This window comes from Paracoccus niistensis, assembly GCF_042432925.1.
GTDB lineage: Bacteria > Pseudomonadota > Alphaproteobacteria > Rhodobacterales > Rhodobacteraceae > Paracoccus > Paracoccus niistensis.
Genome location: NZ_JBHLWE010000005.1, coordinates 75672 through 95760, shown reverse-complemented (window position 1 = coordinate 95760; position 20089 = coordinate 75672). Strand labels below are relative to the sequence as shown.

At 63.6% G+C, this 20089-nt stretch carries 20 protein-coding genes; 14 read left to right on the top strand and 6 right to left on the bottom strand.

Going from position 1 to position 20089, the window contains the following annotated elements:
- Both ACFFII_RS02100 and ACFFII_RS02095 read right to left on the bottom strand, forming a co-directional pair.
- Positions 1–198 (bottom strand): hypothetical protein (locus ACFFII_RS02100; RefSeq protein WP_377697226.1); only part of this gene is annotated, 198 nt, incomplete at its 3' end.
- Positions 191–739, bottom strand: a complete 549-nt coding sequence (locus tag ACFFII_RS02095; RefSeq protein WP_377697225.1) for a DNA mobilization endonuclease VirD1/MobC family subunit — start codon at positions 737–739, stop codon at positions 191–193. The genes ACFFII_RS02100 and ACFFII_RS02095, both read right to left, overlap by 8 nt.
- Before the next feature lie 853 nt (positions 740–1592).
- On the opposite strand from ACFFII_RS02095, the gene ACFFII_RS02090 reads away from it, so the two are divergent.
- Together ACFFII_RS02090 and ACFFII_RS02085 are read left to right on the top strand one after the other, a co-directional pair.
- Entirely contained in the window at positions 1593–2300 is a 708-nt protein-coding gene (locus tag ACFFII_RS02090) for a nucleotide-binding protein (RefSeq protein ID WP_377697224.1), read from the top strand.
- Positions 2300–3100: a hypothetical protein gene (locus ACFFII_RS02085; protein ID WP_377697223.1), complete on the top strand. Its 801-nt coding sequence runs from the start codon at positions 2300–2302 to the stop codon at positions 3098–3100. The genes ACFFII_RS02090 and ACFFII_RS02085 overlap by 1 nt, the downstream gene beginning before the upstream one ends.
- A 255-nt stretch (positions 3101–3355) precedes the next feature.
- Here the strand turns inward: ACFFII_RS02085 and ACFFII_RS02080 are convergent, their stop codons facing one another.
- The gene (locus tag ACFFII_RS02080) at positions 3356–4234 is read right to left on the bottom strand and encodes an ArdC family protein (protein ID WP_377697222.1); all 879 of its coding nucleotides are present in this window, start codon (positions 4232–4234) and stop codon (positions 3356–3358) included.
- 840 nt (positions 4235–5074) lie between these two features.
- On the opposite strand from ACFFII_RS02080, the gene ACFFII_RS02075 reads away from it, so the two are divergent.
- From ACFFII_RS02075 to ACFFII_RS17760, 4 genes are all read left to right on the top strand, one after another.
- Positions 5075–5329, top strand: coding sequence for a type II toxin-antitoxin system VapB family antitoxin (locus ACFFII_RS02075; RefSeq protein WP_090757601.1), 255 nt, complete (start codon positions 5075–5077; stop codon positions 5327–5329).
- Positions 5329–5754, top strand: a complete 426-nt coding sequence (locus ACFFII_RS02070) for a type II toxin-antitoxin system VapC family toxin (RefSeq protein WP_377697221.1) — start codon at positions 5329–5331, stop codon at positions 5752–5754. Before ACFFII_RS02075 ends, ACFFII_RS02070 begins: the two co-directional genes overlap by 1 nt.
- Before the next feature lie 89 nt (positions 5755–5843).
- Positions 5844–6617, top strand: coding sequence for an abortive infection family protein (locus ACFFII_RS17765; protein WP_446686927.1), 774 nt, complete (start codon positions 5844–5846; stop codon positions 6615–6617).
- Positions 6544–6723 (top strand): abortive infection family protein, encoded by a 180-nt coding sequence (locus tag ACFFII_RS17760; protein ID WP_446686926.1) that lies wholly within the window; start codon positions 6544–6546, stop codon positions 6721–6723. The genes ACFFII_RS17765 and ACFFII_RS17760 overlap by 74 nt, the downstream gene beginning before the upstream one ends.
- 161 nt (positions 6724–6884) lie before the next feature.
- Here ACFFII_RS17760 and ACFFII_RS02060 read toward each other — a convergent pair whose 3' ends face one another.
- From ACFFII_RS02060 to ACFFII_RS02050, 3 genes are all read right to left on the bottom strand, one after another.
- Positions 6885–7061 carry a hypothetical protein gene (locus ACFFII_RS02060; protein ID WP_377697220.1) on the bottom strand — a complete coding sequence of 59 codons (177 nt, stop codon included), beginning with the start codon at positions 7059–7061 and terminating at the stop codon, positions 6885–6887.
- Positions 7062–7168: 107 nt separating this feature from the next.
- On the bottom strand, positions 7169–9040 hold the full coding sequence (locus tag ACFFII_RS02055) for a ParB/RepB/Spo0J family partition protein (protein WP_377697219.1): 1872 nt from the start codon (positions 9038–9040) through the stop codon (positions 7169–7171).
- A gap of 263 nt (positions 9041–9303) precedes the next feature.
- Entirely contained in the window at positions 9304–9798 is a 495-nt protein-coding gene (locus ACFFII_RS02050) for a DUF3768 domain-containing protein (RefSeq protein WP_377697218.1), read from the bottom strand.
- A 679-nt stretch (positions 9799–10477) separates the two neighbouring features.
- Between ACFFII_RS02050 and ACFFII_RS17815 the strand changes: the two genes are divergently transcribed.
- From ACFFII_RS17815 to ACFFII_RS02015, 8 genes are all read left to right on the top strand, one after another.
- Positions 10478–10900, top strand: a complete 423-nt coding sequence (locus ACFFII_RS17815; protein WP_512700622.1) for a hypothetical protein — start codon at positions 10478–10480, stop codon at positions 10898–10900.
- A 181-nt stretch (positions 10901–11081) separates the two neighbouring features.
- A complete protein-coding gene (locus ACFFII_RS02045) occupies positions 11082–11414 on the top strand; it encodes a four-helix bundle copper-binding protein (RefSeq protein ID WP_377697217.1) in 333 nt (110 codons plus the stop codon).
- A 37-nt stretch (positions 11415–11451) separates the two neighbouring features.
- On the top strand, positions 11452–11949 hold the full coding sequence (gene copM, locus ACFFII_RS02040) for a CopM family metallochaperone (protein ID WP_377697216.1): 498 nt from the start codon (positions 11452–11454) through the stop codon (positions 11947–11949).
- A 240-nt stretch (positions 11950–12189) separates the two neighbouring features.
- Positions 12190–12567 carry a hypothetical protein gene (locus tag ACFFII_RS02035; protein WP_377697215.1) on the top strand — a complete coding sequence of 126 codons (378 nt, stop codon included), beginning with the start codon at positions 12190–12192 and terminating at the stop codon, positions 12565–12567.
- A gap of 74 nt (positions 12568–12641) precedes the next feature.
- Complete coding sequence (locus tag ACFFII_RS02030; protein ID WP_377697214.1) at positions 12642–14135, top strand: multicopper oxidase family protein; 1494 nt, start codon at positions 12642–12644, stop codon at positions 14133–14135.
- Between the two features lie 400 nt (positions 14136–14535).
- A complete protein-coding gene (locus ACFFII_RS02025; RefSeq protein WP_377697213.1) occupies positions 14536–16650 on the top strand; it encodes a heavy metal translocating P-type ATPase in 2115 nt (704 codons plus the stop codon).
- Positions 16647–17681 (top strand): ribose-phosphate pyrophosphokinase, encoded by a 1035-nt coding sequence (locus tag ACFFII_RS02020; RefSeq protein WP_377697212.1) that lies wholly within the window; start codon positions 16647–16649, stop codon positions 17679–17681. Before ACFFII_RS02025 ends, ACFFII_RS02020 begins: the two co-directional genes overlap by 4 nt.
- A gap of 33 nt (positions 17682–17714) precedes the next feature.
- The gene (locus ACFFII_RS02015) at positions 17715–20084 is read left to right on the top strand and encodes a phosphoketolase family protein (protein WP_377697211.1); all 2370 of its coding nucleotides are present in this window, start codon (positions 17715–17717) and stop codon (positions 20082–20084) included.
- Positions 20085–20089 lie beyond the last annotated feature (5 nt).

Sequence of the window (20089 nt, the reverse complement as noted above, 5' to 3'; positions counted from 1 at the left end):
GCCGCCCCGGGTGATCTTCTTCAGCACGGCCGCGTTCGAGCCCTGCGCCACCCGCCACAGGTTGCACGCGCGCGCGGAAAACAGCGACCCCGCCGTCCTACTCCGCCGTGCCTTGCCGAAGTTAGTGTTCCGAAACCGCCCGCGGCCGCTCCGGCCAAGGCGGATTTCTCCGATCAGATCGTCGGCCAGATCAGTCACGTCCGGCCTCGATGAACTTCTGGAACAGCCGCGTCCCGCGCCGCCGCTGCTCGTTCACCACTGCCCGCAGATAGCCTTCTACCCTCGGAAACGCGCGCCGCAACTCGTCAACCGCCTGCCACTCGTGCCGGGCCAAGTCGATCCGGCCCCGGTTCGAGGCCAAGGCAATCTGGTTCACGTTGACCCCGATCTTGCGCAGCTCGCCCCGAACTTCATCCAGCTTCTCGGCCGCCACTGGGTCGAACTCCAGCATCCCCGAAGCTGCGCGGACCAGGGCACGGATCGCGTCGGAGTTGGACCCGTAACCGAAACGAGCTTTCAGCCACTCCAACTGCTCGATCTCGGCCGGCGTCAGTCGCGCCGATACCGGCTTGCCGTCCGTGGTGGCGCTGTCACGGCTCCGAACTTCGTGCTGCCGAACCTTGGCAATGGTTTCCTTCGATGCCCCTACGGCATCGGCGACCGACTGTGCGGTTCCGCCTGCCCGCAGACGAAGGACCGCCTCGTCGCGCTCGGAAGGAGTGAGTTTCTGACGGGCCACGAGCCACCTGATCCAGCTTTGTAAACATTCAACAGTTCCTGCCATTTCCATCACTTCATCTTCCTATACTCCCGTCAACCGCTTTTCCCCACCTCTGCTGTAGTGGTAGCAGGACAGCTGTTGCCGATACCTCGCTCGAGGCCCTGTCCTGCTTGCGTCAGGAGATAGCGCCACAGGTTTCCCCGACCCTGCGCTCATTAGTCTGCAAGGTGTTCCAAGGGCCTTTGGAGATGGCTCCGACCAGCGTGGTGGAGGGAGGCAGCAAAAAGAAGGAAAGACCGACCTGCGAGACGCCCTTTGCTTTGAGTGCCAGACCGACACACCGACACACCGACATACTATCAGTGAGATATAGAGGCACACTGACGCACTGACGGACTGACGCACTGACGCACTGACGGACTGACGCACTGACGCACTGACGGACTGACGCACTGACGGACTGACGCACTGACGGACTGACGCACTGACGGACTGACGCACTGACGGACTGACAGTCCGACTGGCTGACCATATGACAGAGAGCCATATCGTCAGAGTGACCAAGTGACAGAATAACACTTTGACCTAATGAAAGAAAGACAAATAGACAGTCAGACAGACCGAAAGAGAGACTGACAGACAGACAGAAAGACAGACATATGGTGAGACAGAGAGACCTATCGCACGAGAGCTATACTGCCACAGTGGTTGAGAGGCAGAGCGCCAGGGCGAAAGTCCGATTGATGGATAGATCGCAAGAGTGCATCTTCCTCAGACTGAACGAGCGTCGCGGTGACAGAGTGTCAGATCGCACGAGTGATGGGCCGCAAGAGTGCATGAAAGAAGGGAAGTAATGAGTAGGGGCATTCGCGTGATCGCGGTTATCAACCGCAAGGGTGGCTGCGGAAAATCGACGCTGGTGCGTGGGCTGGCAAGCGCCGCCATCGCGCGCGGCGACCGGGTGACGGTCTTTGATACCGACAGCAGCCAGAGCATTTACGGCTGGATGAAGGTCGCAAAGCAGCTTGGAAACTGGAACGACCGAGCCGAGGTGATCCACACCTACGACCCAGCAGAGATCACCGCCAAGCTCGACGCGATCTACAACGAACCAGAGCACGATCACCTGGTCCTGATCGACACCTTCGGGGGCGCGAGCGAAGCCTTGGACGATGTGGTGCTGCAGTCGCACCTGATCGTCGCGCCGGTTCGGCCGGGCAGGGGTGACTATACCGAGACGATGGAGACGCTGATTTGGCACGAGCGCCTGAAAGGCCGTGTCAACAACGCGCAGAGTGTGCCGGACTACCGCGTTGTCATCAACGCTGTGTCGGCTGACCCGAGCGCAACCGAAAGGCAGGCCATCGAACAGATATTCGGGTCCATGCCAGTGATCGAGGAACCGATCATGGAGCGCAAAGCCTACAAGCAGGTCGATGGGGAGGGGCTGCTTGGAGAAATTCGCGACAACACTCGCAAAGGCATCATCCAGAACCACCTTACGAACGCACTGGAAGAGATGGATGCGGTTCTGCAACTTCTCGATGAAGCCATGCTGACCGATGCGGAGGCTGTCTGATGTCCCTTCCGCGCAAAAGGCCCGGCGACATACTCAAGCGCGACCGTGAGTTTACCCAAACAATCGGGAAGCCCGCATCCGACAGGCCGAATCCATTTGATATGGTTGGAAAGGAACTCCGAGAAAAGCTGGAGGCGGCGCGGCCAGCGGAAGTCTCCGAGGCGCCGCCTGCAGATCCCGCGCCCGCCGATCCAACCATTCGGTCGGAAGAAGCGGCAGCTCACGATCTATCCGCAACCAGAAAATCAACACGACAGCGACTGCGGCAATCAGAGGAAACGGGACACACCCACGATCAACCTGATGGCAAGATGCCGCAATTGGCCAAAGGAGAACACGGCCTGGAAACCGCACCCGCCACGCAGGCATCGGATAGCGACAAGGTGGCGGCCTCAGTTACTGTCGAGCCTCTGGCCGAAGGGGCAGGGGGCAAGGACGCCTATGTCGATGTTGTGCTGACTATTCGCATTCATGCGGATGTAGAGAAGCGCGCAGAAACATGGGCAGCAGCGGTTGGCTTGCCACCGACAACACTGCTGCGCAACAGCCTCAATAGATTCAAGCCAGAACTGCTACGTGAATTCAAGACGATCAAGGCAGGCGACGTTCATCTTGATCGACCGGAAAGCGTCGGGCGTCATATGCAGACGCGAGTGCAGCTCACACCGGCAGAGGTTGCCGACATGGAAGCCCGGCTCGACCCGGCGGGGTTCGGCGTCCTGCGTTCGATGCTGAACCACTACACGCGCGCGCGCTTCTCATCCTACCTCGATGAGTTGATGGCAAACGCCGGGTATTGATGGAGTGATCCCGCATGGGGCGAGGTTCGCGACAAAGACGCGAAGATCACGCCTTCTGGGGATTCGGGCAAGCCGAACGCCCCCGGTCCGGTGGGCCGCGCGTTTGAGGGGGCAAGGAGTGCCGCGCCAGCGGCTGCGAGCGCCGCATAGGCGCATGGCGGCGCGTGGCCCGGCCTTGGCTGGGGCGCGTGCCGCCTACCTGGAGGGAGGATGCGCCCCGCTTGATGCGGGACGCGAGGCAGTGGCGGGGGCCGCTTATGCGGCGGCCCTTTCCTCGGCGGGGCACGTCTGCAACAGCAGGTCGGCGGCCTTCTGCGCCTCGGTCGCGGCCTTGAAGATCAGCCGCTTGTCGTCCTGAAGCGCGCGCAGCCAGCTTCCGACATAGGCGGCGGACTGCTCGAAGTCGGGGGGCAGGCCAAGGCTCGCGCAGATCATGCAGTTGCCGATTTCCGCAATCAGTTCCTCGAAGGCATACGCCTTCCGTTCGGTGAAGCGGCCCAGTCGGTCAAGGCGGCTCCCGTGGCCGGTCCAATGAACTGTTTCATGGGCAAGGGTGGCATAAAATCCGCCCGCCGTGTGGAAGGTGGCGATCGGCGGCATATGGATGAAGTCGGCAACGGGGTTGTAGTAGGCGCGGGGGTCGTCACTGGTGCGAATGTCTGCGCCGGTGGCGGCAAAGAAAGCGTCAAGCGCGGGGTCGGCGGCGGTGCCCAGGTTGCACGGTTCCTCGGCCGCGGCGGCGTGAAACTCGGTGGGCAGGCCGTCGATCTGCTCGGCGTTAAAGACGCGATAGGCTTTCAGGTAGGGGACTTTGCGCGGGTCGTCGCTGCCCTCGGTCTCGCGCTCAAAGGTGCCGTATTTGACCACGGTTGCGGATTTCTCGCCTTTGCGGACCTGCCCACCCGCCTCTTGGGCCTGCTTGTAGGTAAACCAATGGGCGGCGCGATAGCCTTTGTCGGCGGCGGTCAGCCACAGCATCAGGACATTGATGCCGCGATAAGGCTCGCCGTTGGCGCGGCGGGGGAAGGCCGCGCCGCCGGTGTCGCCGGTCCACGGCTTGCGCCATGCCGGGGTGCCCGCATCAAGGCTGGCGATGATGGTGTCGGTGACGTGCTGGTAAAGGTCGAAAGCCATTTGTGGCGTTCCTCTCGCAACGGGGCGGCCGGGTCTTCTGCCCGTTCCGCCGATGGGCGAGCCTTCCTGATCTGCTGTCTCGAAAGGCCCATGCTTTTCGGAAAGCGGAGCGGGGAGGGCGCAGCCCTGCCCGCGGCCGCGCCCGAGACTGTCAAGGGGTCGGGAAGGCGGGGTAGTGCGGCCCGCAGCCCGGAACGGGCGAGGACACGGCCCGCCTGGACGACGACGCCCAAAGGGCGGCGCTTGCCCCTTGACCGGCTCGGGCGGGGATGCGTGGCGGACAGGAAAACAAAAAGGCTGCGGACGGGGGTGAGCGGGCGACAGCCCGTCGATCCCCCGGAACGGCAAAAGGATCATCCTGGCCCGTGCCTCGCGCGGGCCTCTCCCGTGTCTTCTTCCTGCCGCAGCAGTCAGACGGGAAGGCAGCTATCTCTGTGCATCACCGGCAGCCTGCAACTGCCCGCCCGGTTGACCACAGGCCGTTTGCTCGATCCCTGTGGTCTCGCTTACAGCCTGCTTCGGCCTCCCGCCTCCACTCCCAAGGTCGTTCTGGCGCGAGGCTGGACAACCGGGCTCACGGCCCGCGTCAGCGGTCCCGCCCGAAGGGACGAGATGGGCAGGGCAGGGCGACCAGGACCGGCGAGCGAGGGACTGGCTCGGGACGAGACAGGCATCCGCACGGCGCAGCCGGGAGCATCGCCCTGACCAGCTCGGGTGGAGGCCGGCTTGCCGGCCGGAACCGGGGACGCGACCCGAAGGGGGACGCCCGTTGGTATATCCAATCGGAGGTTGCTTCTATATCCCCCAAAGGATATACTCTGCTCAAAACGAGGATATACCATGCCCCTCTACATCAAAGACCCTGCGGTTGATACACTTGTCGATCAGTATCTTGCGGCCACCGGCATGACGAACAAGACGGAGGCTGTTCGCCGCGCCTTGTCCGACCAGTTGAACGCTCTCGCTGCCAAGGAGACCCTGACGGACCGGGTTGCGCGGATACAGCGCCGGGCAGCGGAGGCCGGTTTTGTGTCCAGCGGCAGCGACATTGCAGCAGACAAGGCATTCATGGACGAACAGTGGGGCGAGGACTGATGTTTCTCGATGCCAGCGTTGTCGCAGCCGTGCTGTTGCAGGAAGAAGACGGGCCTGCGTTCCTGAAGGCGATGGAGGCCGCGCGAGGCGGCCTGCGCTATTCGCCCATTGTGCGCCTGGAGGCGACACTTGCCCTTGTGCGCAAGCGGGTCGAGCGGCGCGGCAAAGGCCCGGCGACAGCCGAGGACTTTGCCGCCGCGACGGAACTTGTCGATGAGCTGCTGAAGGCGCTTGAAGCCAAGGAGATGCACATCACGGGCAGCATGGGCGCCGAGGCGATCCGCGCGCTGTCTGTCTATGGCAAGGTGGTCGGGCATCCGGCGCAACTCAACATGGGCGATGCTTTGTCCTATGCCTGCGCCAAAGCCTACCATGTGCCCTTGCTCTACAAGGGCGATGATTTCTCTAAAACTGATGTGGCATAATCCGAACAAGCTCCCAAGGGCTATTCCGTTATGATCGCCATACATGATGGCAACATCAACCTGCTTCATCGAAAAGACGACTTGCAACCATGCCGTTTCCGCTATCGCCTCAAAGCATCGATGCTATTGCCGAGATCATCAGCGGGGGTGGCGGCAATGACCTGACACCTCCTGTTGGCATCTACCGCAGTGGGCCAAAGATCGAAAAATTCATGCGGGGCTGTAACGTCGCCTTTACAGTTGAGGGTTCTCGCGTCCCGTCGCTTGTGAAGTGTCTCAACAGGCTCAACAACGGCTTTGAGGCAGCGCCGCACCTTACAAGGATCATCGAAGCAGCCGCCGATCCTCGCGACTTCATCCATGAACCTGAACGTCACAATGCCGTGCTGGACTATCTCAATCGCGTCCTGCGCTTCGACGGCTTTGAGCTGCAACAGCAAGGCACTCGGATACGCCTTCTAGAAGCAGGAAAAGGTGTGCCTGTTCTCGCAGAGCTTGCTGGTCTATCAGAGGTAATCGACTTCGATACGGTGAGCCGGGATCTGGATCGCGCCCTTGCCAGCAGCCAGACCGACCCCGAGGATGCTGTAACCGCCGCATGTAGCACGATCGAAAGCGTATGCCGGTCAATTCTCCTCGAACTCGGGCAACCTCTCCCTGCAAAGAAGGATGTGCAGGGCCTCTACAATGCTGTGAAGCAACCGCTTGGCCTGTCTCCCGATCGCACCGACATTGACCCATTGATTGCCAATGATGTGCGGCAAATTCTGTCTGGCCTGAACACGGTTATTGGGGGGGGTTGGATCGCTGCGCACCCACGGGGGCGACGCACACGGTCGCGAAAGGGGATATGCCCGCATTGACGCACGAATTGCTCGGCTGTCGATCCATGCTGCAAGCACTGCCGCGCTCTTTCTCATCGAAACTTGGCAACGGAAGTTCCCCACGCGTCCGCTCCCAAAAGCATGAAAAGCCGCGCAGCGGCGGCCCGGCGCGGCCTGAGCGCCGCCCCTGTCCTGGCGCCGGCCAGCCGGTGACAGGGCAGGGGAAACCTGAGCCAGCAGCGGCAAAAAAGAAGCCCCGCACGGGGCGGGGCCAGGTGAACCTTCGTCGCTGAAGGAATGGGAATGTCAGTCGGGCAGGCGATAGTTCAGCAGCCAGGATGGGCCAAAGGTGTTGCGGACCTGGCGAAGCTCCGGCCCTTCATCGCCCGTCGAGGAGAGCCATCCGGCCAGCAGGCGGCTTTTCCAGCGTCTGCCATGCTGGTCGCGATAGGCCCGCAAGGCGTCGATCTGTTCCGCGCTCAAGCCTTGCTCATCTATAGGTTGTTGTGGCATGTGCCTGCTTCCCCTGTTTTTTTAGCGTAATCCGGGGGCGGGGTCATGGTCGTCTGCGCCCCCGGCTTTTTTTCAGATCAGAAGCAATCCGGCACCCATGCGTCGATCCGGGCCTTTGCCTCTGCTGTGATGCGCCATGCCTTCTGATACTCGGCATTGCTGAACAGCCGTTCCATGCAGCGGGCCTTTTCCGCTTTCTTCTGCGCCTTGTGGGCCTTGAAGCCGTTGCCCTCGGGATCGCAGCCGGTCAGGTCCAGATGCAGGCTGTCCAGAGTGTCGGCGCTGACGCGGTTGAAGAAGTTCTCGGCGGTCGGCGTCCAGACCTTGCGGATGCTGGCCCCGCTGTCGGCCTCGATCAGCGCAAAGAAATCAGCATTGCCTGCACCATAGGGCAGGGTCCGCGCCATGCCTTCGGCCAGTGCGGCATTGCGGGCCTTCTTGCCTGCCGCCGTGAAGTCGCGGAAGGCTTGGGCCAGATCTTTGACCCGCAACTCCGGGCGGCTCCATGCCTCATGTCCTGCCGGGGGGTGGGCCAGCCGGTCGGTCCATTCCAGACCGTCCGTCTTACTCGGGCAGTTCATGGGGCGTCCCGGCGACAGGTCAAAGACGTTCGTGCTGACGCCAGAGGCCAGCGACAGACCGAAGGCCAGCAGGTCGAACACCATGTCCGGCTTGTCCAGGAGCGCGGTCTGGATCGCGGCCAGCCGGATCGCCTTCATGTCCTCGACCAGTGCGCCACTATAGGGCGACTTGGGCGCGGACGCGGCATCGCCGCCGTCCGCATGGGCGGCATGGCCAGTCAGAACCTCGGCCTCGATGGCTGCGGCCCGGTCCTCGGTCCGCACCCACGGGCCGCTCAACTGCACGGTCCCGCTGTGGCTGACATAGACATAGTAGCCCGCCACGGCGCGTTGCGCGTCGGTGAAGTCGCCCTTGATGATCGCGTCCAGAGCCTCAAGCTTGGCCTGCCCGGCCTCGTCCAGTGCATCGGCGTTCGCCAGTTCGGCCAGTTCGTCATACCGCTCGGCCTGTTCCTCCGTCAGAACCCCCTCGACCGGATAAAGGCGGGCCAGCTTCTCGGTGACGGAATAGGAGACATATTCGTCGGCCATGACCTCGGCCCATTTCCAGCCTGCCGCCAGCTTCCCGGCCTCGGCGTTCAGCCGCTCGGTGAACAAGTCCTGCAACAGGTCGGCATCGTGCAGCGCCACGGTGTCGCTGAACAGGTCGCGGGTCAGGCTGCCGCCTGCGGCCTCGTAGGCGTCCAGTCCGACAAAACGGGCGCGGCGGTCGGTGGCGCTGACGGCGGCGGGCTGCAATGCCTGCTTGATGCGGTGTTCCGACACGTCGCGGCCCTTCACCTCGGCCAGAACCGTCAGGGTCAATGCCTCGTCCTGCGACACGGTAAAGGCTTTCGCCATGCCAAGGCTGATCTGGCCCTCTTTCAGCGCGTCCAGAACCGGGGCGGGCAGGGCGGCCAAGGCAAGGCGGCGATAAACATGGGCCTCGGTCTTGCCGAAGCTGCGGGCAATGGCCGACACGTCCGCGCCTGCTTCCTTCATCCGGCCATAGGCGCGGATTTCGTCAGCGGGGGCCAGGTCCTCCCGCGCCGCGTTCTCGGCACTGGCCCAGGCCCGGGCGGTGGCCTCGTCGGGCGCAATGCGAACCGGGATGGAGGCCAGTTCCGGGTGCCGTTCGGTGACAGTGGCGTCACGCTCGACGGCGCGGGCGATGGCCCGCAGCCTGCGGCCTCCGGCAACGATGCCCACGCGGCCCTCCGCATCGAGGATGCCCGACAGGTTCTGGATCAGGCCGATCAGGGCAAGGCTGTCGGCCAAAAGGTCGATCCCCTCCGGCTCGGCGTCCTGACGCGGGTTGAGGTCGGACACATAGAGTTGGGCCAGCGGAAAATACTGGATGGAAGCCGGGGCGATGGTTTCGCGTTTCATGGAAAGGTCCTTTTGCGACGGATGGTTTCTTGTTATGGATGCCCTGCCCTCATGGCCGTGGGGGCAGGGCGGGCTTTCAAAGTGCGCCGTGCTGGATCAGGAAGCGGCGGCCGATGCCAAAGGTGTCGCCCTTCCTGACAAGCGCCCACGCTTCTGCGAGGCGGCGCTGCAAGGTTTCTCTGCTCATAAGTTCACCCCCTTTCAGGCTGACGGTGCGGGAAGGACCGGCCTGCCGACGGAGCCACAGCAGGCCGATTGCGGGGTCAGTGCTCGGACGGCAGGTAGAGCGTCAGAACTCGGCGCGTCTGCTCGGAGTCGGAGGGGGTTTCAGCGCCATAGGTGTAGGCGGTGTCGTAAAGGTCGATCTTCCAGAAGATCGCCACGCCATGCGCCTCGACGCGGCCAAAGGAATGATCCTCCCAAGGGTTGTTGTCCTCGGTCCAGTCCGTGAAGGTGATGACGGCGTTCATCAGCGCGGCTTGGGTGCGCTCGGGGATGGCGCGAAAGCCCGGTGTGACCACAGCGCGGCCTTTCAGATGGTGGCCGCGCCACAAGGCCGCGAAGCCCAGGGTGCGCCGGAACGCATCGTTCTGTTCCGCGATCAGCAGCCGCAGCATGTGGTCGCGGGCCTGCTCGGTGGGATTGCAGGTCGGGCAGAGGCCGGAGCCTGCACCCTCGGTCTCGTAGTGATCGCGGCAGGAACCGCAGCGAAAAACGCCGGTGTTCGTGTCTGCCGGGGCAGCATTGATATGTGCCATGTGTGGTTCTCCTTTTAGCGACGGTCCCGCCTTGGTCTTTGCCTCGGTCGGGGTGCCCATGATGAGCGGGGTTGCAGGCGAGGACCGCGAAGCGGCGCCTCTCCTGAAACCCTGCCTCCCGGCGAGGGCAGGAGGGGGTCCCACGCAAGGTTGCGTGTAGGGGGTGAGGGGAGGGGGATCACCCGGCCTGCACGGAGCGCGCAGCGTGGAGGAAGGCCGGGGAAACCCCTCGCCCCCGTCAAGCGCGCGGCCTTGTGTGGGGGAACCGGCGGTTCCCAGAGACGGACGCGCGCCCTTCGCGCGCGGACCACCAAACCGGGGGCGTTCGGCTCGTCCGAATCCCCCCGGATAACGCGAGCCCCGCATCAGCGGGAATCTCCGATCCTTCTTTCTTCTCTCCGAAGCGTTGCGTCGGGGCCCAAGCGGGCAGTTACCCACAGCGGCTCACTCGCCTGCGCTCCTTGATGGCGCGTCCGGCTCGCCGCTGCCGGGCCGAGTGCGGCCCTTGGATAACTGCCCGTGTACCGCGTCAGGGATCGCACCCCGAAGGGCCGAGACGCGCTCCGCGCGGCTCGGGTGGAGGCCGCTCGACGGCCGGAACGAGAGCCCGGCCCGGCGTGCCGGGAACGCCCTCAAGCACCAAGCGGGAACGAGTCCTCGTCATCGGCGTTCCTGTGCCATGGGACGACTGGTCACCAGGACGGGAGTTGCATCGGTCTGGCAGAAGCTTGCGAGTGCAATCGCAATTCTGGCGGTCGCGATGTTCGTGGCGCATGGTGCAGCTGCCAAAGGCGCACTTCCCCACGCCCACGATCATTCCGTTGCTCCCGCCGAATTATCGCTCATCGCAGGTCATACTCCTGCTGAGCAAGGCGGGAACCATGAGCATTCGTCGGCGGTCGGCCACAAGCATGGCACTGCCAAGGATGGAACTGCTCCCTGCTGCGGAGAGGCGTGTCTGCTGGCGCTGATGCCGGACGTGGATACTCATCCGAACGAGCCTTGGGGCGTACGGTCGAAATCCCTGCTCGTTGTTTCCTCATTGGCGGGGCACGACCCTGAAGGGCTGCGTCGTCCTCCACGGCTCCCCCATCGGATCTGATCGCGTTCCATCGGGAGTGAAGCGCCAAGCCTGATTGAAGAGGTCGGCGCCACTCTCAAGCCTCAGACGGGTGGATTGCGGTCAATGAACGCGAGGTTTTCACCTTGCGTCCTCGATGCGGTGAGACTGGCGCCGCGCTCGCCGCTTCCTGTTTCCGGCGCTTTCGCAACGGAGAAGCCACATGCACCAGATGTCCACTGAAATGCAGAGCTGCATCGACGAATGCCAGCGCTGCCACAGCGTTTGCCTCAGCATGGCCATGAACCATTGCCTGGAGGCAGGCGGACGGCATGTCGAGCCGAAGCATTTTCGGCTCATGATAGCCTGCGCCGAGATCTGCCAGACCTCGGCAAACTTCATGCTGATGGGCAGCGATCTTCACAAGCGCACCTGCGCGGTCTGCGCTGAAGCCTGCGAGGAGTGCGCCCAGAGCTGCGAGCAGGTCGGCGACATGCAGGAATGCGTCGATGCCTGCCGCCGGTGCGCCGAAAGCTGCCGGAAAATGGCCGCCTGAGCGCACTAGAAACCAGTTACATCAAAGGAGAACCTTCATGCGTAAGTTCGAGCTAGCCGCCATCTTCGCTGCCCTTCTCGCCGCGCCCGCGGCTCTCGCCCAGGAGAGCGGGACCGGGGGGCAGGCGGGCCACATGGCGGGACAGGGGGGCTCCATGACGGACCTGTCGATCCTGCCGCAGGGCTGCCAGGACGCGATCCAGCAGTCCGGAATGCCGGGGATGATGCAGGGCATGGACATGTCCGGCATGATGGGCGGGATGCAGGGCATGGACGAGGCCCAGACCGCCTCCATGCAGGCCATGATGAAGATGAACGGCCCGATGATGGCCACCCACACCATCAAGGACCCCGACCTTGCCTTCCATTGCGGGATGATCGCGCATCACGCGGGCGCCATCGCGATGGCCGAGGTCGAGCTGAAATACGGCGACGACGAGGCGTCGAAGGCCATGGCCCAGAAGATCATTGATGCCCAAGGACCGGAAATCAAGGAGATGACCGCCTGGGTCGAGAAGAACGCAGGCCAGCAGTAAGGACTCAGGCCGCCGGAGCGTGAAGCTGCGGCGGTCACAACGAACGCAAGGAGTACGTGGCGCGTCTACAGGAGGCGAACCCATGTCGGTTGTCTCGCGGCGGCCATGCGCATGCGGGTCACATGCCCGCCGCGGCCGAGTTCAACAGCATCGGAACCGATCAGCACGTGCAGACGGTAGCTTGAATCCGCCGGAATTCAGTCCAAGGTTCGGAAGTAGCTCACGGCAATGGACATTCCCTTGGGCAATGTTTATCTTTTCGCCATGTTCTCGCGCTTCGTCACCATGCTTGCCGTGCTCGCGATCGCCGTCATGACGACGATGACGTCTGCGCATGCGGCGGGCTTGAGCGCAGAGCCCGATCACGCTGTTCATGTCAGCGAGATGATGCAGGCCACGGACACCGAGCATTCCTGTGAGCACGAAAAGCCCTGCGCGTCAGCACAGGTTGGAGCATGTGAGGTCCTTTGCGCGGGTCTGTCGGTCTTCGTTCCGTCGCCAGGCGAGGAAGCCGCTCGCGGCTACGGGCTGGCCAACCACGACCTGCCTTCCGCGACGATCCCTGCCAGCCGGGCGCCTGGCCTGAACAAACGCCCTCCGAAGCTCCGTCACCTCTGATCGCATCGCGGCCAAGGCCCGCCGCGTTCCATCGACTTTGACGAGCGGGACAGGAATGTCCCGAGGAGACAACCATGAACCCCCTTTCGCGACGCGGCTTTCTTGCCGCAAGTGCGGCGGCATTCGCCACCGCTCATCTTCCTCGCGCGGTCATGGCGCAGGCGCCAGCGCCTCTTGCCCTGTCTGCCGCAACCCGCACGCTCGACATCAACGGACGCGCGGCCACGGTCTTCGGCCTTGCCGGGCCGGCCGGCCAGGGTCTGGTTCTCGACCCCGGACAGAGATTCCGGGTCGACCTGACCAACGATCTCGACGTGGGCACCATCATCCACTGGCACGGCCAGCTCCCGCCCAACGCACAGGACGGCGTGCCGGATATGCCGTTGCCCCTTCTCGCGCCGGGCGAGACCCGTTACTACGATTTTGAGGCACTGCCAGGCACATTCTGGATGCACAGCCATGCGCCGATCCAGGAGATGCAACTTCTTGCCGCGCCGCTGATCGTTCGGTCGCCGGACGACCTGACCGGCGATCGGCAGGAGGTCGTACTGTTCCTGCACGATTTTTCGTTCAAGCACCCCGAGGAGGTTCTGGCCGAGATCAGTGAGGGCCATGGCGGCGGGCACGGCGCAGGACCTGGCCTGTCCATGGGAGACATGAGCGCAATGCCGGGCATGGACCACGGCGCGTCGGGCGGCGTGCCGATGGGGAACATGGCGATGGGCGGCATGACTGCGGGGGGCGGCATGGCCATGGACCTCAACGACTATGATTGGGACGCCTATCTCGTCAATGATCGCACCCTGTCCGACCCCGAGGTGGTGCAGGTCGAGCGCGGTGGCCGTATCCGACTGCGGGTCATCAATGCCGCCGCAGCCACGGTATTCTGGATCGAGACCGGAACGGCACAGAGCCGACTCGTCGCGGTGGACGGACATGCCGTTCAGCCCATCTCGGGCAGCCGGTTCGGGCTGGCCATGGGTCAACGTCTGGATCTGGAAATCGACCTGCCGAACGAGGGCGGCACCTGGCCGATCCTCGCGTTGCGCGAAGGCGCGCGAGAGCGCACCGGCCTTGTCCTCGCCACGCAAGGGGCAGAAGTGCGGCGCATCTCTGCGCTCGCCGACACCGAGGCACCCGCCTTCGACACCGACCTTGCCCAGGAATCGCGGCTGGTCGCCCTCGACGCCTTGCCGGAACGGGCCGTCGAGCGCAGCCAGGTGGTCGTGCTCGGGGGCTCGATGCAGCCCTACGTGTGGACGATCGACGGCGCTGTCTGGGGCCAGCATCGGCCGGTCGCCGCGCGCAGCGGCGAGCGTGTCGTTCTGTCGTTTCACAACATGTCGATGATGGGCCACCCGATGCATCTGCACGGGCATGTGTTCCAGATCGTCGGGCTGAATGGACGTGCGGTCTCAGGCCCTCGGCGGGACACGGTTTACGTGCCGCCGATGTCAGTGATCGATGTTGCGCTCGACGCCGGCGAGGCGGCGCGCTGGATGCTGCATTGCCACCACATGCCGCATCTTGCGACCGGGATGATGACCGAGTTCGCGGTCAGCGCATAGGCCATGCGATGGCAGAGGACGCCGGATGTCGGCGTCCTTACAGGGCAAGAAGGAGGCACAAGCATGGCGATGTCGCAAGGTGGCCATGCCGGCCACATGCCCAGGAGCGACGTTCGCAGAGCGCCAATGCATCAACGAGAATCCGCTCGAACGTGGTGCAAGGATAGCTGATGCACTGGGGCGAGGCTGATCGATGTCCGCCCTGACCCCGTTCCTGTCGCGGACACGAACCGCGTACTTCACGAGGAGATGGCTTCGACCGGAAAGCACCTGTCCCAGGGCCAGGGGATCGCTCGCCGCAATACGGCCCGGCCGGTCGCCGCTCTGCCCGCATCACACGGATACGCAAGAGCAACGTCATCTCGCGGCTCTGCCGCACGAGTAACGATAGGAACAACTGATGAGCTCTCCACCCGCCCACCACCATGGCCATCAGAACCATCTGGCGCATGCGAGCGCGCCTCGCGATGGTGAAGGCCAACGCGGCGACTCCCAGATTGTTGCCGCCAACGGCTCCAGCCATTCCGAGCATGCCGGGCACGGCGGACACGACCACGGCGCGATGGTGGCGGACTACCGGCGCCGCTTCTGGCTGGTTCTGGCGCTGACGCCGCCGATCCTGTTGCTTTCGCCGATGATCCAGCATTGGCTTGGGATCGCAGAAACTCTGGCGTTCCCCGGCGACCGCTACGTCATCTTCGTGCTCTCATCCATTGCGTATATTTACGGCGGATGGCCGTTTCTGACGGGCTTTACCTCCGAGCTGCGCAAACGCCAGCCCGGCATGATGACCCTGATCTCGATCGCGATCTCGGCCGCCTATTTCTTTTCGGTCGCCGTCACGTTCGGCTTTCCGGGCGAGGAACTCTACTGGGAACTGGTGACTCTCATCGCGATCATGCTGCTCGGTCACTGGATCGAAATGCGTTCGGTCATGGGAGCATCGCGCGCGCTTGAGGAACTGGTGCGGCTCCTTCCGGATTCAGCCACGCGGATCCGGGCCGACGGAACGTCGGAAGAGGTACCGATCTCAACCCTCCAGCCCGGTGACAAGGTCATCGTACGCCCGGGTGCAAAGGTTCCGGTCGATGGCCAGATCATTGAGGGTTCGTCCGGTTTCAACGAGGCCATGCTCACCGGCGAATCGCGCCCCGTGACCAAGGGGGTCGGTGCCGCCGCCATCGGCGGCGCGATAAACGGGGCCAGCGCTGTCACCATCAAGGTAACGGCGACAGGGGACGCCACCTATCTGTCGCAGGTCATCGAACTGGTAAAGAAGGCGCAGGCGACGCGATCGCGGACCCAGGATGTTGCCAACCGTGCGGCCGCCTGGCTGACCTATATCGCACTTATCGTGGGATTTGGCACACTGTTCGTCTGGTGGCTTTTCCTCGACGCACCCCTCGAGTTTGCCATCGAGCGCATGGTGACGGTCATGGTCGTTGCCTGCCCCCACGCCCTCGGTCTCGCTGTCCCCCTGGTCGTCGCGGTCAGCACGTCGCTGTCGGCCGGCAACGGGCTGCTGATCCGCGACCGCGCAGCCTTTGAGCGGGCGCGCAATCTCAGCGCGGTCGTGTTCGACAAGACCGGCACATTAACTGAGGGCCGTTTCGGTATCAGCGATATCGTATTGCTTGCCGATGGCGACAAAAACGAGGAACTCAGCTTCGCCGCCGCCGCCGAAAGCCAGTCCGAGCATCCGATCGCTCACGGCATCGTGGCCGAGGCGAAGGATCGCGGGATTCCTATCCCCAAGGCAACCGACGTCAGTAACATCACCGGCGAAGGCATTGTGGCCAAGGTGGACGGTCAGGATGTGCGTATCGTCAGCCCTGGGCACCTGGCACGGCAGGGCAACGCCATCGCCCATAACAGCCTCAAGCATCTGGAGGGACAGGGCAAGACAGTCGTCGTTCTCGTCCGCGACGGCGAGCCACGAGCCCTCTTTGCACTGGCAGACATCGTCCGTCCGGAATCGAAGGAGGCCATCGCCGAACTCAAATCCCTCGGGATCAGCTCGATCATGCTCACCGGCGACGCCGAGGGCGTCGCAAAAACGGTCTCCGAGGAACTCGGAATCACCGAATACTTCGCCGAAGTGCTGCCTGATCAGAAATCGCAAAAGATCGAGGAACTCCAAGCGCGAAGGCTCTCTGTCGCCATGGTCGGCGACGGAGTGAATGACGCGCCTGCGCTCGTGGTGGCCGATCTCGGGATTGCCATCGGCGCAGGCACGGATGTGGCTGTTGAATCTGCGGACGTGGTTCTCGTGCGCAGCGATCCGCGAGACGTGGGCGCTATTCTCGGTCTGTCCCGGGCCACCTATCGCAAGATGGTCCAGAACCTCGCTTGGGCGACCGGCTACAACGCCATCGCCATCCCGATGGCGGCCGGCATTACCTTCGGCACCGGCTTCATGATGACCCCTGCTGTTGCGGCTGTCTTCATGTCGGCCAGCACCATCATCGTCGCCATCAACGCTCAGTTCCTGCGCTCCTACAGGAGGCATAAATGACGACCAGAAGCGAACACCTGGAAGCTCCCGCCATGCGGCTGATCCTTCCGTTGCCGGGTAACGAAACCTTCGCGCGCCGTCTCGCTGACGAAGGAGGATGGGAACTTGGCGCTCTGGAAACGCGGCGTTTTCCTGACGGCGAGACTTACGTCCGCATCCTCTCGGAGGTAAAAAACAAGGTAGTCGACCTGGTTTGCACGCTGGCGCGTCCCGACGACGGTTTTCTACGGTTGATCTTCGCGGCCGATGCAGCGCGAGATCTGGGCGCCCGTCAGGTCAACCTGATCGCTCCCTACCTGTCCTACATGCGGCAGGACCGTCGCTTTCAGCCCGGAGAAGCGGTGACGTCGAGGAGCTTCGCGCGGCTTGTCTCCGCGAGCTTCGACCGGTTGGTGACCGTAGATCCGCATCTCCATCGCTATGCGGCATTGTCGGCTCTCTACACGATCCCGACAGATACACTGCATGCTGCGCCGCTGCTGGCGGACTGCATCGCCGCCGAAGTTGACAACCCCTTGATCATCGGACCTGACGAGGAAAGCGAGCAATGGGTCTCGGCGATCGCGGCACGGATCGGTGCTCCGCACGCCGTGCTGCGCAAGGTGCGCCATGGCGACCGCAACGTAGAGGTTGAACTGCCGGATCTTTCCAAATGGCGCGGCCTGCAGCCGGTGCTTGCCGACGATATAGCGTCGTCAGGGCGTACACTGATCGAGGCCGCCCGCATGCTTCCGCTGCAGGGCTTTGTCCGGCCCATGGTCGCTGTGGTGCATGGAATATTCGCCGACGCTTCCTTTCAACGCCTCACAGCCCTTTGTGGCCGCATCGTCTCGAGCGACTCTGTGCCCCACGAAAGCAATGCCGTCGGGCTCGCCTCCCTGGTCGCCAGGGCAATTGCCTCTGCATCCAACGATGAGGCCGACCTCATTCGGCATCGGCGTCCGCCGGAACCACCAGACGAAGTGGAACAGGCGGGAATCGACTCCTTTCCTGCCAGCGATCCACCATCCTGGACCGGCGGCGTGACCTGACAACGAGAACAATCTGGTGAAAGCGGCGACGACATGAACGAATTCACAACGGTGTCCCCGGAAGCCTGGCAGCAGGGATATGGTCTGATCAGCCACAACGATGAAACGATCGAACGCGTAGCGGCGCTGGCGGTGTCCGGTCTGATCAAACCGGAAGCCCTCTATCGCATCCTTGCCGCAGCCGACCGGCTGACCTCCGCCGCAATGTGGACCGTCGTTCATATGACCTATGCCCGACGTATCGACCTTACCGGCGCGCCGTTACCTGCCGAGGCATTCAAGTCGACGCCTGAGGGCCATACCGGCGGATCGCTCAATATGGTGCCCGCTTTCATCGGCTATCTCGCTGCCAACGCGATCAGCGCGAAAACCCGTTCATGGATGATGGGACAAGGCCATTCTGTCGCTGCGATCGAGGCGATAAATGCGCTCACAGGGGACGTTTCTCCTGCGCAGAGGGGCCGCTACGATCGGAGCGAAATGGGACTTTCGCAACTCGCGGCGGATTTCTATTCCTATGCGATCGATCCCCACGGCACTGCGGCGGTCCCGCTCGGGAGTCATGCCGGTCCGAACACCGCCGGCGCGATTTCGGAAGGCGGCTATCTCGGCTTCGCGGAGGTCCAGTACGTCCATGCGCCGTTGCCCGGCGAAAGCCTCGTCGCCTTCCTGAGCGACGGCGCCTTTGAAGAACAGCGCGGCTCGGACTGGACGCCCCGCTGGTGGCGCCCCGAGGATTCAGGTTTCGCGCTTCCAGTCATGATCCTCAACGGCCGGCGCATCGAAGAACGTGCCCAGATCGCGCAGCAGGGCGGTGCGGACTGGCTGGTCGACCACCTCAAGCTCAATGGCTTCGATCCCTTCATCATCGATGGCCGTGATCCTGCGGCCGTCGCCTGTGCCATCATTGAGGCTGAAAGGCGACTTGATCGCTTCGCGTCCGATCCTGCCCGCACCTACCCGGCGCCGGTTCCCTATGTCATTGCCGAGACGGTCAAGGGCTTCGGCTTTCCAAGCGCCGACACCAACGCGGCGCACAACCTACCTCTCGGCGGCAATCCCGCACAGGACCAGCTGGCGAGAGACGCCTTCAACGAGGCGGCGCGAGCGCTGTTCGTTCCCGCCGAGGAAATCGAGAGCGCTGTCGCTGAAATCGCCGTCTATCGCAAGCAGGGACGAGAGCCGGAAAGCCGGCATGCGCTCGCATTGCGCAACCCGGCCGCACCGAACCTGCCCGAGCCGGACTGGACGGTCTCCGGCGATCCGCCCGATTGCGCCATGCATGCGCTCGACCGCTGGTTCGTCCGCGTCGTGGACGCCAACCCTGGACTCCGCCCGCGTGTGGGCAACCCCGACGAGCTACGTTCCAACCACATGGGAGCAACACTCGACCGGTTGCGCCATCGGGTGAATACCACTGAGCCCGGCGTTGCCGATTCCATCGACGGTGCGGTCATCACCGCACTCAATGAGGAAGCGGTTGCGGGCGCGGCGCTGGCCAACAAGGGGGGGATCAATCTGATCGTCAGCTACGAAGCCTTCGCCATGAAGATGCTTGGTGGCGTGCGGCAGGAGATCGTCTTTTCCCGGCGGCAGCGCGAAGCCGGCCAGGAGCCGGGCTGGATATCGGTGCCGCTGGTCGTCACGTCCCATACTTGGGAGAACGCGAAGAACGAACAGTCACACCAGGACCCGACCATTGGCGAGGCGCTGTTGGGCGAGATGTCCGACACCTCGCGGGTGCTTTTCCCGGTCGATGCGAACAGCGCCATGGCTGCGCTCCGATCCATCTACCAGGGTCGCGGTCAGGTGGGGTGCCTGATCGTCTCCAAGCGCGACATGCCGCACCGCTTCGATGCTGAGGCCGCCGTCCGTTTCGTCACCGACGGTGCTGCCCACGTGCAGGGCGAGACGGAAGGAGCCGAGCTGCAAATCGTGGCAATCGGCGCCTATCAGCTCGAGGAGGCCCTGAAGGCGGCCCATCGGCTCAGGGATCATGGTCGCCATGTGCTCGTAACGGCGGTCTCTGAACCAGGCCGCTTCCGCACGCCCCGTGATCCCATCGAGGCCGCTTTCACAGCGAGCGACAAGAACCTGGCTGCCCTGTTTCCCCCGGGCATTCCGCGCCTGATCGTCTCCCATACGCGACCCGAACCCATGCTCGGCCTCCTCCGGCGACTGGACTCCGGCCCGCGAACGACGGCGGCGCGCGGCTACATCAGCCGGGGGGGCACACTAGACGTGCCAGGGATGCTGTTCGCCAATCGCTGCACCTGGGCGCATCTGATCGACGCTGCTGTTCCACTCACCGGCTGGAGCAGGGATGACCTTCTTGCTCCTGATGAACAGGGCGCCGTGGGAGGCCGCGGGGATCCCGCTACCATCACCGAATTTAACATCTGAGGTCA